At 45.3% G+C, this 16,536-nt stretch carries 18 protein-coding genes; 14 read left to right on the top strand and 4 right to left on the bottom strand.

The features are described 5' to 3' along the window. Positions 1 to 230 precede the first annotated feature (230 nt). Positions 231 to 800 carry an SET domain-containing protein-lysine N-methyltransferase gene (locus VLX91_02090; GenBank protein ID HUI28979.1) on the top strand — a complete coding sequence of 190 codons (570 nt, stop codon included), beginning with the start codon at positions 231 to 233 and terminating at the stop codon, positions 798 to 800. Between the two features lie 63 nt (positions 801 to 863). Next, complete coding sequence (locus VLX91_02085) at positions 864 to 1,490, top strand: hypothetical protein (GenBank protein ID HUI28978.1); 627 nt, start codon at positions 864 to 866, stop codon at positions 1,488 to 1,490. A gap of 225 nt (positions 1,491 to 1,715) precedes the next feature. Here VLX91_02085 and VLX91_02080 read toward each other — a convergent pair whose 3' ends face one another. Together VLX91_02080 and VLX91_02075 are read right to left on the bottom strand one after the other, a co-directional pair. Then, positions 1,716 to 2,408, bottom strand: coding sequence for a HEPN domain-containing protein (locus VLX91_02080; GenBank protein HUI28977.1), 693 nt, complete (start codon positions 2,406 to 2,408; stop codon positions 1,716 to 1,718). A 202-nt stretch (positions 2,409 to 2,610) separates the two neighbouring features. Further along, positions 2,611 to 3,933, bottom strand: coding sequence for a type IV secretion system DNA-binding domain-containing protein (locus tag VLX91_02075; protein HUI28976.1), 1,323 nt, complete (start codon positions 3,931 to 3,933; stop codon positions 2,611 to 2,613). A 138-nt stretch (positions 3,934 to 4,071) separates the two neighbouring features. On the opposite strand from VLX91_02075, the gene VLX91_02070 reads away from it, so the two are divergent. From VLX91_02070 to VLX91_02030, 9 genes are all read left to right on the top strand, one after another. Next, the gene (locus VLX91_02070) at positions 4,072 to 4,509 is read left to right on the top strand and encodes a hypothetical protein (GenBank protein HUI28975.1); all 438 of its coding nucleotides are present in this window, start codon (positions 4,072 to 4,074) and stop codon (positions 4,507 to 4,509) included. Then, complete coding sequence (locus VLX91_02065; GenBank protein HUI28974.1) at positions 4,493 to 5,302, top strand: PD-(D/E)XK nuclease family protein; 810 nt, start codon at positions 4,493 to 4,495, stop codon at positions 5,300 to 5,302. Before VLX91_02070 ends, VLX91_02065 begins: the two co-directional genes overlap by 17 nt. A gap of 4 nt (positions 5,303 to 5,306) precedes the next feature. Further along, a complete protein-coding gene (locus tag VLX91_02060) occupies positions 5,307 to 5,540 on the top strand; it encodes a SymE family type I addiction module toxin (GenBank protein HUI28973.1) in 234 nt (77 codons plus the stop codon). A 54-nt stretch (positions 5,541 to 5,594) separates the two neighbouring features. Then, positions 5,595 to 5,816, top strand: coding sequence for a DUF3276 family protein (locus VLX91_02055; GenBank protein HUI28972.1), 222 nt, complete (start codon positions 5,595 to 5,597; stop codon positions 5,814 to 5,816). Between the two features lie 69 nt (positions 5,817 to 5,885). After that, complete coding sequence (locus VLX91_02050) at positions 5,886 to 6,896, top strand: DUF932 domain-containing protein (protein HUI28971.1); 1,011 nt, start codon at positions 5,886 to 5,888, stop codon at positions 6,894 to 6,896. Between the two features lie 388 nt (positions 6,897 to 7,284). Then, positions 7,285 to 8,331, top strand: a complete 1,047-nt coding sequence (locus VLX91_02045; GenBank protein HUI28970.1) for a radical SAM protein — start codon at positions 7,285 to 7,287, stop codon at positions 8,329 to 8,331. A gap of 408 nt (positions 8,332 to 8,739) precedes the next feature. Continuing rightward, positions 8,740 to 9,567, top strand: a complete 828-nt coding sequence (locus tag VLX91_02040; protein HUI28969.1) for a protein kinase — start codon at positions 8,740 to 8,742, stop codon at positions 9,565 to 9,567. Next, positions 9,564 to 10,115, top strand: a complete 552-nt coding sequence (locus VLX91_02035) for a hypothetical protein (GenBank protein HUI28968.1) — start codon at positions 9,564 to 9,566, stop codon at positions 10,113 to 10,115. Before VLX91_02040 ends, VLX91_02035 begins: the two co-directional genes overlap by 4 nt. Positions 10,116 to 10,345: 230 nt before the next feature. Further along, complete coding sequence (locus tag VLX91_02030; GenBank protein ID HUI28967.1) at positions 10,346 to 11,158, top strand: hypothetical protein; 813 nt, start codon at positions 10,346 to 10,348, stop codon at positions 11,156 to 11,158. A 256-nt stretch (positions 11,159 to 11,414) separates the two neighbouring features. On the opposite strand, the gene VLX91_02025 is transcribed toward VLX91_02030, so the two are convergent. Continuing rightward, the gene (locus tag VLX91_02025) at positions 11,415 to 12,065 is read right to left on the bottom strand and encodes a hypothetical protein (protein ID HUI28966.1); all 651 of its coding nucleotides are present in this window, start codon (positions 12,063 to 12,065) and stop codon (positions 11,415 to 11,417) included. A 206-nt stretch (positions 12,066 to 12,271) separates the two neighbouring features. After that, entirely contained in the window at positions 12,272 to 13,024 is a 753-nt protein-coding gene (locus VLX91_02020) for a glycerophosphodiester phosphodiesterase family protein (GenBank protein ID HUI28965.1), read from the bottom strand. Positions 13,025 to 13,538: 514 nt separating this feature from the next. Between VLX91_02020 and VLX91_02015 the strand changes: the two genes are divergently transcribed. The 3 genes from VLX91_02015 to VLX91_02005 all read left to right on the top strand — a co-directional run bounded on the left by VLX91_02015 (position 13,539) and on the right by VLX91_02005 (position 16,502). Beyond that, positions 13,539 to 13,808 (top strand): hypothetical protein, encoded by a 270-nt coding sequence (locus VLX91_02015; GenBank protein HUI28964.1) that lies wholly within the window; start codon positions 13,539 to 13,541, stop codon positions 13,806 to 13,808. 574 nt (positions 13,809 to 14,382) lie between these two features. Continuing rightward, on the top strand, positions 14,383 to 14,646 hold the full coding sequence (locus tag VLX91_02010) for a hypothetical protein (GenBank protein ID HUI28963.1): 264 nt from the start codon (positions 14,383 to 14,385) through the stop codon (positions 14,644 to 14,646). Between the two features lie 107 nt (positions 14,647 to 14,753). Further along, entirely contained in the window at positions 14,754 to 16,502 is a 1,749-nt protein-coding gene (locus VLX91_02005) for a recombinase family protein (GenBank protein HUI28962.1), read from the top strand. The last annotated feature ends 34 nt before the right edge of the window (positions 16,503 to 16,536 follow it).

Raw genomic sequence — 16,536 nt, 5'->3', positions numbered from 1 at the left:
AAAATAAAGGGTACATAATCAATATCGGTTAGGAATTTGGAGCTATTTGTAAAATGTTTTGTTGAATTAGAATAAAAAGCTAATTACATTAGCATTAATTTAAGCTCGAAAACTTTTGATAAATTACAATCTCGATGTAATTACTTTGACGATTTCAAAGGCAAAGCGGCTGTTCAAAATCAAGTCTATCTATACCCTTCACATGTCAAATGTTATCATAAGTGGGTGAAATGAATCTAAAGATTAAGGAGAAAAACATCTACTCCCAAGAAAAGGCTTTGATAAAGCACATTAACGATCAATTCACTAGCCGCAGTATCTACGTCAGTATTTGCGAATTAGGGTATTGTGTAAGAACAAAGCGCTCCATCAAAAAGGGGGAGATCATTTATAGATTCAACGGGCCGACCATCTCCTTTGACGAAACAATTCGACGCGGAGAAACCGAGTGCATGTCTTTACAATATGATCACGACAGGTACATTGATACTGAGATTCCAGGAAAATTCATCAATCATTCTTGCGAACCCAATGCGGGTATAATAAATGATTTCGATCTAATTGCACTTGAGGATTTAAAAGTTCATACTGAAATCAGATTTGACTATTCAACTTCGATGGATGAAGACCATTTTCAAATGAAATGCGAATGTGGAAAACCTAATTGCAGAAAAATCGTGACTGATTTTAAGTTACTGCCTGACGAGACAAAAATGAATTATTTGAAGGCAGGGATCGTTATGAGTTTCATAAGAAAGCAATATCTAAGAGATGGATCAGAGCACCATCTTAACGATTAATCAATAATGTGAGGGGCTTGAAGTTGAACCAATTACCTTTACAATTCGGTGAGGAGGTCCTAAATGAGTAAGCATAGATTTTCTTCCAGCACGGCTACATCAATCTCTGTTTCGGCTTTAATCCAATTGTTTCCTCTTGCTCTTGGTATCAATATTCTTGCGTCGAAGCTGATTAACGCCGACTTGAACACATCTATATTAGTTGCTGGGTACCTATTCGGCTTTTTTCTTCTGATCTTAGATTCTATAATAGAATATGGAGCTTACGATTTTTCCAAACTCCCTTTTTCGTTATATGTACTTTCCATATTGTATACTTTTTCTTTAACTGCCTATGCTGTTTGTCTCGGATTTCTTTTCAATAACAATTTTCCTTCTTCATTGACAATCGCTTTTATGGCCTTGGCGCTTGGCCCGCTTATTGAGGCAATATTTTGTTTTGTGTATCATGGGCATTTTGACGAGATCAAGAATTTTGCGCTCTACGAAAAGAATGATTATAAAATGTACGGCATTTTCGAAATCATTTTTGTTATTATTTATTTCTTTTCAGGTATAATTTCGTTTGGTAGGGAATCTCCGCAGAATATTTGGTGGGTACCTTGGCTTATTTCTCTTTTAGTTCTAACAGAACAAGTTGCTTGGTTCTTTTTGAAAAGTGATCTTATCGCCCAGAGTACAAATCCATAGAAATACCTTTACACTTCAACCTGAGAAGTAAGTCTTCCCACTCGCTTAATTCCGCGGACGCTCTGGGATGCCCTTCATGACGTTCAGGATTTCCGTCCTCGACCTGATCTTCCGTCAAAACCGGAATCCGGATGCCTATTGTTTTTGCTCGCATTAAGCGATGTGTTCTGTCTGGATAAAATGAGTCCCGGTACATCAAAAACGGAAGGAGATTGATGATGGGAATCATGATCCCGTGTATTCGGTCCATGGCTCTTTTCCCGTAAGATTCAAAAGATGAGTTCTAACACTGTTGTATGAGCAAGCAGCGACCCTGTAGACGAAATCACGATAGCCTGTCACGTAGTCCTTGTTTATACGTTGATTTGCCCTCGTCCTATGAGCAATAGAACCGCGATCTTCAACTAGTTTTGTTAAATAATCTGAGGCACTTTGATGAGACATCTTTCTCCAGTGCCAGCATGATGACAACGAGTTGAGACCGATTAGTTCCTTAAATAGCTTGTCAACCTTATCTGGTTTAGGCGTATTGAATCCCTCAATATACCTGGCAATGACAAACGACCTATGGTTGGCGAGCACATCCTTCCAACCATCTCCAGCAAGTTCCCATACTTTTCGCTCATCTTTACTCTCGGCGAGAGGCTTTGATGCGAGCGTTCTTACGCTATCCGGTATCGCATCAGGGGTCGTTGCGGTTGACAGTAGGAAGTCAAAAGATTCTTCAGCGAGGTCTTCTATAAATGCCTCTAAGCACGCAGTTAGTAGTACAACTGCGCTTTTATTAAGTACCTCCACATTGCGGCGTCGACCTCGAGCGTCGCCCGTCAAGACCCGATGAATTTCAATAAGCCGCTCAACATCCTGGATGTTCAGAATAAAGCTACTCAGGGATCTGTGGTTTATTTCATAGGTCAACTGGGACTCCTTTCTCTTTTGCGGAATCTTGGGTGAAAAAAGGTTGCCCGCAGCCAAGATAAAAAATTGTGAATGATCAAAATCACACAATCTCCTTCTTGCGATGCCCGTATGCAGATTGCGTTAATCTCCGCCAAAGGTCCGCTAGGAATATATCAACTCGACACTTTGCAGTGCAAGGCGGAACGCCGTGCAGCCAGTTTCAGAGGAAAGCTTTTTGGACCGGATGTGTATCGCCTTGTTGTGATACCCTTGCGGTGATTGTGCGTTCGATATCGTCCTTTCGTCTGCCGTACCTGATTTTCGACTCCCTGATGATTTCTGGGGCGAACGAATTGCCTTCCACGGGTAAGGGAATTGTCGAGGCGCTGAATGGTGTCGAGGTCGCGCCGTCAATCATAAGTCTCAGGTAGATGTTGTAGTTCGGAAGGCTTATGAAATCCGGTTCGCTGAAAGGATGAAATTCCCTCGCGAGATATTGCGCGTCCTCAGCACCAACCCTGAACGATATAATCGAGCCGACGTTCCCGAATATCGCGTCGCGGACTTTCTTGTCAAGCTGGCTCATGTACTGGTGGCCGAGCACGAGGTTTAGTCCGTATTTCCTTGATTCGCTGAGGACATCGGCGAAAGAAGTGGTAATGAAAGAATGGAACTCATCGACGTACAAGTAAAAAGGAATTCTTTCGCTTTCGGGCACCTCGGCCCGTCCGAGAATAGCCAACCAGATTTCCGTGAGAAGAAGCGAACCCAAAAGGGACGTGTTGTCCTCGCCGATCTTCCCCTTCGGCAGACTGGCTATGAGGATTTTCTTCCCGTTCGTAATTTTCCTCAGGTCGAATGTGCTTCTCGTCTGCCCGATGATGTTCCGCAAAGGTAGGCTGACCAAGAACTGTCCCACCTTGTTGAGGATGGGGGATATTGCTTCCGATCTCAGCCACGGCGAATACTTGTCGAACTCGTTGAGCCAGAAGGAGAGTATTTCCCGGTGTTGGACGTGCGACAGCAGTTCCTTCCTGAATCCGGCGTCGGTCAGGAGTTTCGGCAAATCGAGAAGCGTGCTTTGAGGGTAGTCCATCAGCGTGAACAGGGAATGGCGGAGGATGTGTTCCAGCCTGGGCCCCCAGAACTCCGACCAGATTTTTCTGAAGACGGAAATGACTCCCGATACCACGAGGTGGTGTTTGTCGTAAGGTGCTTTCTCTAGTGGGTTGAAGCCCACGGGGTATTCCATGTCAGCGGGGTTGAAGAAGACCACGTCATGGATTCTTCCCCTCGGAATGCGTTTCAGCACGTCGTCGGCGAGGTCGCCATGCGGGTCGATTAGGCCGATGCCGTTGCCCGCCCTGATGTCAGACAGTGCCATGTTCGCGATCAGGCTCGACTTGCCGGTCCCGGTCTTCCCGATGATGTGCATGTGGCCGCGCCGATTCTTCTGCTTTATCCCGAATATCTTCCGTATGTCCCGCCAGTTTGTCACTGCTATGGGGGTGACCTGCTGTTTGGTCGAGTCTTTATCATCCATATCTGGATGATAAAGCGTCAGATATCCCTCACATAAGGAGGGCACAAGTGACGGAAAGAACAAAATTGCCCGCCTTATGGACACTGAGCCATGACGGTACGATGCATATCAGAATCATTAACAAAAGGAGAAACTGATATGAAAAAGATGACTAAGCTCATCGAGGTACAGACCCCGAAAGGAGAACCCCTCTTCCAACTCAGGATTGTGGAGAGTGTACTGTCGGAAGGAGAAGATCCCGCAAAGTCACAACCCGCAGCCAGTCTCCCCGCATCAAAGCCGCCGATCCCTTCAGGTGGAAACGGAACGAAACCTCAGAACGGTAACGGGAAAATGACGACCGAAGAGATGATGACGGAACCGCAGAAGAAGTATCTCTTCCGCATCATGGCCATGCGCGAAAAGATAGGAGATGAAGCTCATGATGAGCTGAAGAGACTCTTCAAGGTCAAAACCCTGAAAGATGTCACGAAGCTCGATGCGAGCCGGATGATCGAGGAACTTCTCAAGAAGGAAAATGCCGGAGAATCCGCGAACGTATCTGGAGAAGGAGGCGACGATGGATCACCTTTCTAGCAGTCAAATCAACCTATTTCTTCTCTGCGGTCTCAAGTATAGATACCAATATGTCGAGAAGCGCTTCAAGCCATTCAGGCCGTCTGCATTGGCATTCGGAGGTGCCCTCCACTCCACTATTTCTTGGATACACAAACAGGAAATGGAAGGGAAAAAGGCATCACCGGACATGGTCTTGAGGATCTTCGATGCTGACTGGTACAGCCAAAAGACCGACATGGAGATACGGTACAAGGACAATGAGCGGGAGCTAGGACTCATCATCTTAGCAAAACAGATGCTCCAGCTTTTCCTCGAAGAACCCCGGAAGAAGGTCAAGGGAACCGAAGTCCCTTTCACCGTGCCTCTCGTGAATCCAAGGACAAAGGAAAACCTTGGGATCACCCTAGAAGGGTTCTTCGACATCATCGAGGCTGACGACACGATAGTCGAGTACAAGACTTCGGCTACGACCATCAGCCAGAGCGATGTCGATAAACACCTCCAGCTTACCGCCTACGGCTATGCCTTCCAGCAGCTCTTCCATAAACCTGCCAAGGGTTTTAGGATCGTAAACTTCGTAAAGAACAAAAAGCCGAAGATCGTTTCGACCGAAACTGAGCGGAGCAGCGCCAACTACGAAGCTTTCTTCTTCCTCGTGAAGGAAGTGCTGAAAGCGATCAAAGTCGGCACGTTCCATCCGAGGCCGGGATACTGGTGCAAGGACTGCGAATACGGGGATGTCTGTCCGTTAACGCGAGGAACCAGGGTCAAGGCCGAAAAAGCGAAAGAGGTTGAGGCCTATGGAGAATAAGGGATTGAGAAAACTTCGGAAGGTCCAGTACGGACACTACGAAGACAAAGCCGCCAAGCCTCATCCTGTCATAAGGATAGCCGGTAAGTATCTTGAGCGATTTGGGTTCAATATAGGGGATGTTGTCGAAGTCGAAATCGCTGACGGCAGGATAATGGTTCAGAAGTTGTCCGAGCCGGACGACAATTACGCTGATGCGGATACGAATCCAAGAGAATCAGGTGGCGAGAAGCGATAATAAGCTTCCCCTGCAAGATTCAATCCATTCACCAAAAACCAAAGGAGAAAAGCCATGGCAAATGAGAATGGCCTCTATTCCACAGTGATCAAGGCGGGAAAGAACACGTACTTCGTGGACGTGAAGGAAGCGAAGAACGGGAACAAGTACCTCGCGATTACCGAAAGCCAAGCCGGTAACTCTCAAAGGAAGACTATAAGAATCTTCGGAGAGGCAATCGGCAAGCTCAGGGATGCAGTTGCGGAAGCATCTGCTACTATTCCTGAGCAGCAATAACCAACATGTCCGCCCACGGTTTCATGGACGGACATTTCTTTAATCACCAATAAAAAAGGAGAATTAATCATGCCACATAATATTAACGTCACGAATGGTGGGCCTTCCATGATGTATGTGGGAGAACCGCCCTGGCATAGCTTGGGAACCAGACTTGATGGACCTGCCACAGCAGAAGAGGCGATCCAAAGGGCTGGACTCGATTTCACCGTCAACAAGTTTCCACTATTAGCATCAACGAATGGCCTTTCACTTGAGAGTCATTTCCTTTCTGTAGATAGTCACTTCGCTACGGTGAGAACCGATACAAAGGAAGTCTTGGGAGTGGTCGGTTCCCGCTACGAACCAATCCAGAACAGGGATGCCTTCACGACATTCGATGCTCTGGTTGGTGAAGGCGAAGCGATCTACCACACGGCAGGTGCCCTCGGCAAAGGTGAACGCATCTGGATTCTCGCGAAGCTGCCTGACTACATCCGAGTCAACGGAAATGACATCGTGGAGAAGTACCTCCTTCTCGTGAATTCCCATGACGGGAGCAGCACGGTAAGGGTGAAGCTCACGCCTATCAGAGTCGTTTGTGAGAACACGCTATCGTTGGCGCTGGGTGGTGTGGAACAAGAAGTCCATATTCGGCACACCTTGAACGCGAAAGAAAAACTCAAAGAAGCTCACGAAATCCTTGGCCTCACGAACAAGCTTTACGCACAGCTTGATGCGATATTCAATCGCATGAGTGAGACCATGGTGAACGGGAAGACCCTGACAGATTACATCGAAACGATTTTCCCGAATAGGCCTGAATCCCAGGACAACTCTTGGATTGCGAAGGTTCGTTACGATATCGTGGAGCTTGCAGAATCAGGACAAGGAGCGGAGATGGCAAATGGCACTCTCTGGGGACTCTACAACGCAGTGACGGAACATGTCGATCACTATCGGAATACAAAAGGAGACGAAACTCAGCGATTGAAATCGATGTGGTTCGGTTCAGGTGAGAGGATAAAGAAGAAGGCTTTCAGGATTGCCCTCAACTTGCTGGAACAGAAACATGCCGTGCCAATCGGGATTTCCCGATGATGGCACAGCGTCAAAGGAAGTAGTCTATCTACTTCCTTTTTGATTCCACGGCACGTAGGGTACGGAAGACTTGAATCTATCCGCCTTGATTTGTAGTTTATCGCGATTGAGGGCCAGTTCATGAGTGAAGAATATGTATTTAATAGTCAACTCTTTATGTTAAGAAGAGAATCGTTTGGTGGGCTACTGTTTTGCAAGCAGAATTTTTCAGTGTTGAAATTGGCGCCGTTCGCGATTGAAGTGCTGGAGTTCTGCCGAGAACCGGCCACTGAGAAAGACATCTTAAATGTCCTGAGCAAGAAACACGAAGTTGAGCGTAAGGCTACATTCGAAATCCTAAAGACATTCCTTGCGAAAATGAGGGATGAAAGAATTCTAATTTGCGGAGATGGGCATGATGGAGCGACAGGTTAGACGTCTTTCTGCTCCGCTCTTCGTATGGTGGGATATAACATATAGATGCAATCTCAGATGTGAGTATTGTTACTCTTCTTCTGGCAAGGCGGACCCAGACGAACTGACAACGCAAGAGTGCCACCGAGTGATTAATGACCTTGGCTCAAATGGGATCTTTTATATCTTTTTTCTCGGTGGCGAACCTTTCATGCGTCCCGATTTCTTGGAATTACTAGAGTACTGTCACCGTGTCGGCGTAGAGACTATGTTGACTACTAACGGTTGGTTCGTCACTCCGAAAATAGCCAAGGAGACAGCAAAGGCTGGTGTCACAATTGCGAGGGTCAGTATCGACGGTGCGACAGCTGACGTGCATGATGACATAAGAGGTGTCCCGGGGTCGTTTGATCGGGCAGTCCAGGCCCTTCACTATTTTAGGGAGGCTGGAGTTCCTGTTGTAGGAGTGAGCCCGACTATTTCGCGTCGAAATTTGCATCAAGTTGAGGATATTGTAGCAATGAGTCTCCGAGAAGGCGCAACTGAAATCCGATTGAATCCCGTCTGTGTCACTGGACGCGCCTCTCAGTCTGGATCTAGCTTGTCAGGCGAGGATTCGGAGTTCTTGCGTGTAGCATACAATAAAGTAAAGCAGCTCTTTGGCACGAGAATTAATATTGATGCACCAGAGGGAATAGCGCTGGACAAACACAAGAGCGAAAGATGCGATGCTCACACTGGTCCAGCCGACATGATGGGATGCGGAGCAGGAACAGTTAGTCTGGCCATATCTCCGCTAGGGGAGGTGTTCCACTGCATTCTCTATCGGAAGGAAGTTGGCAACGTTCGAACGTCGTCGTTTCGCGAAATTTGGGAGACATCTCCACAACTTGTTGAGAAACGGAAATTTCGTGGAGTATGCCTCGATTGCGTAAACCGACCTCTTTGTTCAGGTGTTTGCCCACTAATTGAAGATATTGGTGATGACACGAGACTTGCGTTACTTGAGAAAACAAACGGCTGTGCAATTCCTTTGAAGTAGAAAAGGAAAAACGATTGTATCATACATCAAATTGGAGTAGCGTCACTAATGTTGAGAGAGGAACGGCACATACAAGAGACCGCGGTTACGAGATCAAACTCGCCGCAGAATTTTAGAACTTAGGAGTGACTAACAATGTCTGCTTTAGTGATGGTGACCAAAACGACCGAATCATTATCAAGCATGTTTGACGTACGACCTTTTATTTTACAGGACACACCTGCATGCATAGTTCTCGCTGAGAAACAAGGGCTTGTAAACGAGGAGTACGTCCATGCTTGCCAATGCAACTGCACTTGTACTTGCACATGCACCTGTCCTTGCATGTGTACGTGTACTTGCTTGAATACCAGATAGCAAGTGTGGTTTGCAGGACGAGCCTCAATGGCCATTTGATCCAGCTCCTATTTGTCACGAAATAAAAAGCTATGGTACTTTAACATGATGGTTGACCCTAATAGGTTTAGCAAGCTCAAACCGTTACCAGATAAGACCAACATACTGTATGCAAGTGATTCGAAGCTAAGGCGTGAAGTTGTCCTTAAGATTGCACCGAGCAACGATCCCGTTTTGACAAAAGAAGCCTTCGCGCTTGAGAAATTGCAATCAAAAGGAGCGGTTGAACTTCTTGATGTGTTGGATTGGGATGGTCATATGTGCCTTGTATTAGAGAAGTTGACTTGGCCATCTCTGGCAGCGAACGCAAGGGGGAAAAAGAAGCTTTCAGCCACTGATAGTTTGAGGATTTGCTCTTCAATGGCGAATACTATAGCAGCGCTGAACAAAGCGGGATATCTTTACCGAGATTTCTATGACCACCATGTTTTTTACAGTTCCTCAATGGAGACTAAATGGATCGATTTCGGTAACATAATAGGACCGCTTGGTCCGGACGGTTCGTTGGAAAACCCACATCATCATGGATTTTGGAGAACCATGGCACCCGAAGAGTTTAATGTCGGTGCAAAGCTGACCACAGCGGCGAATGTTTATTCACTCGGTAGCTTGTTTTGCTTTGTTTTGCTTGGGAAATATCCGCTGGACCCGATAGCGACAACGGCCGACGGCTTAAGGTCGTATTTTGCCTCCGGAGAGAGGGCGAGTCGGCAGAGTCCGGTACTTTTCAGTTTGAAAAACAAGCGTCTTGGCAAAGTGCTCGACCGGGCGCTTAAATGGACCCCCGGTGAACGATATCAGTCGGTGGATATTTTGATAAAAGATATGGAGGCAGTGTGAAAGGATCGCTGGACAATAGGAGGGCGGTGCATCCCTCACCGCAGCCTGATCTAATATGGATTGTAGGAAGGAAATTGGCGATTGGTTCGCGCCCGGGTCACTTACCTGACCCTCATCCACAGGTAGTCACTGGGAAGAAAGTCGTCAATGAATATGTAGAAGCGCTCAAGAAACGTGGAGTTGAAAACATCATTTGTTTGTTGACGGAAGGCGAGATAACCAAATACTATGACTTTTCTCTTGTCGATCTTTACAAGACGAAAGGGATCAAATTTTCCTGGTCTCCCATGTTGGCGGTTCCCACAATTGATTCACTCTGCGAGATAGTCTCCAGAGCGATCTCTGAATCGCGTACACTTGTCCATTGTGCAGGAGGGACACAACGATCAGGTATTGTTGCTGCTTGCGCGGTGGGTCGCCTGGGTATCCGTCACTCTCCACAGGAAGCGATAGAGCTTGTCACTCTGAAACGTGGATTCAATTTGCATCTGACGGGAGAACAGGTTGACTTGATACGGAGGTATTATGCCTCTGACCTAAAAGGGTAACACAAAACGACCGACGTGGGGCGTCCATATTAGACTTATCTGCTCACGGAAGAGTAAATTTCACCCACCTTACATTGCGTAACCGGTTCTCTATAATAATCACATACTTGGAGTAGAGGATACACCCTTCTTCAACTTGTCCCTGAAAAAAGTTCTAACATCATTCATTATGACTCAGTGCACTGACATTGGTGATGCGTAAGTGGCGAAAGATTGCTAATATAAAAGCAATGGAGATAATCGCTGATAAGTCTGGGCTACTTCACTACTTGAAAGGGACAAATGTCCATCCTTCACGTCCTTTTACAGAATCGTTCCTATTTTCGATGAGGAGAGAGTATAAGAAATGGTGTGCTTTCACGGGCCACGGAGATAAAGTTGGTGAAGACTGTTATTTATTAACTCAGTATCAAACTGGATGGGTAGATTACTTAAAAGCGTTTGTGACCATAGCTAAGTATTTTACTACTGACAACGTGAATATGAATTATCTAGAAGAATGTGTTACTAACCTCGGAAACCCCTTGCTTAACTCTACAAAAGAGAAGTTCAAAGAGAATCTTGACGAATTAATTAGTGAGGTATCTTCTAGAGAAGAAGAGATTAACCGCCAGCTTCGAAAGATGACGTGCCTTGAATGTGAAAGATTGGGCGAGGCTATAACATGCAACTCCGAGGGGTGCTTCACTGCTAGCACAGTCATGGCAGCTTCTGCCATAGAAGCGAGGCTTCATGAATTGGTCAAGAAAAAAAACAGGAAGCTTTATAACCAGTGCTTCAGAAATCAGACTCTTGGTGCGTTAATTAAGCTTTTTGATAAAAATGAATATAAGGACAAAAAGTTTTCCGGCTTAAAGAAGATTGTTCCTGATCGCCACAAATCACTGCTCGATATAGTGAACACGTATAGAATACTTTCTGCCCACCCACTCGTGCCTGCAATAGATCATAAAATCTCTGAATCAGTAATAAACCTAAGCTTTCTATTTCTCTTGGACCCCGATTTAGAGATACCTAACAAGAAGTTACTGCTTCATAGATAAACCTGAGCTGATAGAGTTTGAACCAAGGCAAAGTTGCCTGCATAAGCATTTTATTCCACCTTCCCTTTTGAAATCCTGTTCTGTACAGTGATCACAAGCTGGGAAGACGGAATCACTTATCCGAAATCTTGTCCCAGAAAAAGTTTCGAATACCGTCCGCTAGCGCCTACCCAAATCTCTCAAACTCAACATCTTCATAGTAAACAGTGCAGGAAGTCGAGAGCATGGCAAGGCTGTATCATGCCGCGCAGTCATATTATTTGACCGCGCTGGTGATAAGAGTACCTAAAATCTTGACCAAGTGGTCGTCGGGCATTGAGATAGACTCGGGCGGGCCTATCTCGGTTGAATCACCGCTATTGAGCCAATATACCACACCCTTTCCGTTTTCTCTCCTTGTGAGAAGGGGGATGTTTGGATCCTCCTTACTCACGTAAATGAACTCTACTCCATTCGCCCAGTTTCCAACGAGAACCTCGCCATCCGAAAGCGGAAATTCGTCTGGTAATGCTTTCAGGAGGTTTGTGTCTCTCGACACCCTGTGCTTGACACTACCAGAATTCTTTACATAGTATGTTTCTGTCTGGAAGACAAAGCGAGATAGAATGCATCCAAGGATACCTTGAAGAATATCATTCTTCGACCTCCTATAAATCGCGTCATGAGTGAGAATCAAACTTCCACCATTTTGTGAAAACCTGACTAATCTTTTTTGGATAATTTTTCTTTTTCTTTCATTCGAGCTTAGCGGGGAGACATCAGTGATAATAAGGATGACGGCGGAAACGGCAAAAGGCCAGAGTGGATAAGTTAAGATTGCTTCGGGGTTGCGAAGCACAATGGACTTATATCGTTGATTCCTGAGTGCGCCGTCAAGTCGGCGAGCTAGGGTTCTGGTTGTTCTCATGTGATCGCTACAATCGGTGTAGATCAGGAATGTTTTTCTCCCGGTCAGGCGTCTGAAGAAAAGTACGAGAAGACGGACCAGCCACTGAAGTTTCGTATATACATCAACTCCCAGTAACCGCAGTAAGAAGAGAATAAAAACGAGGGCAATTTGTAAAACTAGAGATTTAAGAAATTCTTGGAGTAGGGGAATGAAACGAGCCGGATTCACGGCGTCATATCCTCAAAAATGAAATTGTCAGCGCCGCTTTTTGCCTTTTCTTCATCTGCTCGTGACCTTACCGTCCATGCAATGATCGGAATGCCGATTCGCCGTGCCAGAATGGCTGGGAGACGGTTCAGAATCGAAACGTCCAAAGATAAAAACGCTGGCTGACACATCTTGAAGAACAGCAGATTTCTCAAAGCAGCCTTTTCAAAATAACTGAGTGGTGCTGTCTTAAAATCACTCACGAGCATACCTCTTATAATCGCGGGCGCATTTTTCCTAAACCATGTGACAGAAAACGGATTGAAGGATTGGATCGCAAACTGTCCCGAATATTCAGAAAGACATTTTAGTGTGAGTTCGTCTAGGGTTCGGTTATTTGCCGCGTTCTTTATTTCGACCAGCAGAGGCACCTTGCCATTAATCAGTTTGAGAACCTCATCGAAAGTTGGAATGTGGTACGTGGTTCCAAGGAGAGTCGCAGTTCTAAGCGTGGAGCTATCGTGCTCCTGTATAATGCCTTGTAGTCCCGTCATCCTTTTCAACTGTTCATCATGAAAAACGAAAAGTTGGTTGTCGAGCGACAATTGGACATCAAGTTCTATCGGGTAGTTCTCTTCCACCGCACGTTGAAAGGCAACAATTGAATTCTCTGGGGCATCTATCCCTGAGTGAAGACCGCGATGGGCTATCGGCTTTTGGATAAGCCAAGAGTCTAGACCTTCTGATGAGAAAAGAGATTTCCGATGCATTGTTAACTACGGTGGATTTTTGCTAACGATGTTGCGGGGGTGTGAAAAGCAGAACAGAACAATGGCCTTATTCCAAAAACTGCCCCATGGTTGCCAACTAGGGGATTAATCACGGAACACTGACCAATCTTGTCTCTCGCATATTCTATTGCTGAGAATATATAACAGGATGACGAAAAATAAAAACTTGGATACTTTTCATTTCTTTCAATATGATCATGCAATGTCAAACCTTCCATGCAACTCCTCATCCTTTACAAATCCATGGTGTGCGACATACAAAAAATAAGTAGTACGAGTCTCAACCACAGAGGATAAGTTCTCATTCCCCATTTCAGCAGCATATCAGGAGCTTCCTGATTTGTCCACCCTTTTTGAGGCAAGTCCTCCGGGAGGAGATACTCGAAGCTGATGGACAATGGTGGGCTTTACAAAAGCATCACTCGACGGACTGAGCAAGTTACCCTACTTACAGGTAGGGATTTTTTGTTTTATAATATTGGCGAAATTGGACATGGTGGTTGATTCCCAATGCTGGAAGGCTGAGCGCCCTATCAATCCTATCTTGATTCTAACCGGCAACGAACTCTTGAACTATCCGGGTCCTCTTTATTGTTGGGATGATCCGATACGGAAAAAGTTCGGCAATATTCGGGGTGTGCTTGGCTTGTGCAACGCCACACAGCAAATCTATCTGAAATTGCTGCCGTGGGTAGCGGAGTGGCGCGAAAAATGGAATAAAAAGCGCCAACCTCCTACCGAAAGCGAGGCTGCCAAGATTTAAAAACAGGCAATCGACTGATGGACCGGGCGCGATAATTAATTGCCCCTCCCGTCATTTTCACCCACCTTACACTATGCAAATCTCTTTCGTACCATGATCACATGGTAATGCTGGACAGTCCTCTTTCCCATAACTTGTCCCTGAAAAAAGTTCGAATATCGTCCGCTAGAGTAGGGTGCACCATACGAGAAATTGAAGGGACGAAAGTGCAGATTGAGTAGTATTCATCTCGTTTTCTGGAGATTCTAACTCTCCATTTTCAGATGATAGGGTGGTCAGCGCTTTTTGAATAAGCTGGAACGGTTTTGTCACAGCAATACTGAGTTTTTTGTCCCATAACAAAAAAATTCGAGCCTATCTTATCAAATGTAAGGTTGTTTGACTGCCTTGATGGATTTCGGCATAGATCTTCTCGGAGGAATCGTCACATTATACTCCAATGGGTACCAATTGTCGCACCCATCCCCAAGGAATGATGGGCAAAGAATAACCTACCGGCAATTTCACCTACGTTACTATTCCCTTCCCTTTTGCAAAAACTTAAAGGAGATCAAGAAATCTTGATCTTCCTATAATGAACAAGCTAAAAGCTCGATCACTCACAGTAGTTTACGAGGCAATAACCGAAGAAGACGACAAACAAAAATTTGAGGTAAACAAAGCATTTGATCTCCTCTTCGAAGAAACTTTGAAAGAAAACGACTTTCCCTTTAAGGGATACAACAGGCCGAAACTGGCGTTGACAACTTTGGGCAGCATGGAGTATGATGGTATATCTGGAATTCATGACCAGAAAGGAGGTGGCCGAATATCTGAGAGTCCATCCGAGGACGTTTGAACGATGCCTAAGAAGTAGAGCACTTAAGGGATATGAGCTAGGGAAAGGGCGAATATCTGATAAGCAAACTCGGAACTTTTTGGAAGGCGTAGGAACAACTTACTACCATGGAGGAAATCAAAAGGGAAATAAAACTAATTGCAGTGTATGCAAGGGTATCTACTGCTCGTCAGGAGGAGGAGAAAACAATTGAGACACAACTCTGTGCAGTCAGAGAATTTGCGAAGAGTAACGGCTTCACTATCGTAAAAGAATACATTGATGAAGGCTGGAGTGGCGATATTCTTGTACGTCCTCAATTGGATCAACTCCGGCAAGATGCAAGAGACAAACTATGGGAAGCGGTCTTGGCATATGATCCGGATCGTTTGGCGCGTCGTTATTCGTACCAAGAGCTGGTTATGGATGAACTGCGGGATACCGGTATCGAAGTTCTTTTCGTAACAACGCCAACTCCCAAAAACGGTGAAGAAAAAATCCTACAGGGGGTAAAGGGGCTGTTTGCCGAATACGAAAGAGCCAAGATTACTGAAAGATTTCGTCTTGGCAAACTAAGAGTTGCTAAGGAAGGACATGTTCTCGGAAGCGATGCACCCTACGGTTATAGATACATACCCCGCCACGAGAAAGTACATGGTTATTACGAAATCAATGAAGATGAGGCGAAGATTGTGAGAAATATTTTTTCATGGGTCGCCGATGATGGGTTAACCATCAGAAAAGTAATCAAACGCCTCAAGGATGAGGACATTAAACCGAGAAGAAGCCATCGCGGGATTTGGAAGTCGAGCACACTAAGTATTCTTTTGAGGAACGAAGCTTATATAGGCGAGTCTCACTATTTGAAATCATTTGCCGCAGTACCAGAACACCCTTTGAAGCAGGACAAATATCGAAAAACAAGGAAAAGCGCGAGACGCAGGAGACCCAGAAATGAATGGATAAAGATCACCGTTCCATCAATCATTAATAAAAACCTGTTCCAGCGGACTCAGGAGCGATTGAGGAAGAATTTCGATCTTGCAAAAAGAAACAGGAAGAATGAATATCTTCTTGCTGGAAAACTTTGGTGTTCCTGTGGTTATAAGCTTGCTGGAGAAGGATTGCGACAAGGGACCTACTTGTACTATCGTTGCACCCAAAGAGCGCGTTCTTTTCCCCTTGCGACTACTTGCTTCGAAAACGGAATTAACGCTCGGGAAGCTGACGATATTGTCTGGAAAAAATTGGCTGAATTGATGAGTTCTCCAGAACTTCTTTTGGAACATCTCAATCGTTGGATCCAAGGGTGGGGGAACAATTCAAAGAAGCTCAAGACAGATATGGAGAGCGTAAAAAGCGAGATTATTAAAATAAAGGACGAAGAGGAACGGTATACCAAAGCCTACGGTGCGGGGATTTTGTCACTTGATAAATTATCTGAACATGTGGGCCCATTGAAGAAAAAAATGTCCATATTGAACGACCGCCTTGTAAAAGCTGAAGTAGAAGTGAACAAATTAGAATCCTTCAAATTGCCCTCGGAGAATGAGATTAGGTCGTTTGCACAAGCGGTTACATCTAAGCTTCATAATCTAAATTTTGCTGTAAAGGAAGCTATAGTAAAGCGCATAGTAGGAAAAATAACCGTATCGCAAAATGTGCTACATGTTCTTGGGCGTTTACCCGTATTGAACACCGCTAATATCACGTTATGCTCAGACGATAAGGACGGATCGAACACAACACGACATGAAAATTTTCCGATGGTTCCTACCATACCGTTTGAGTTTAGGATTCCGATCCCAAAACTGAAGAGAGGTAAAATGGTCGCAAGCGACAATTCTGCCAGAGATGAGTTGAGGATAGCTGCATGAACATTTCTTCCGTCCATTAGCGGGGGACATTGAG

The sequence above is a fragment of the Candidatus Acidiferrales bacterium genome, assembly GCA_035515795.1.
Taxonomy (GTDB): domain Bacteria; phylum Bacteroidota; class Ignavibacteria; order Kryptoniales; family JAKASW01; genus JAKASW01.
The sequence above is the reverse complement of the archived record's forward strand: the minus strand, read 5'-3'. Positions and strand labels throughout refer to the sequence as shown.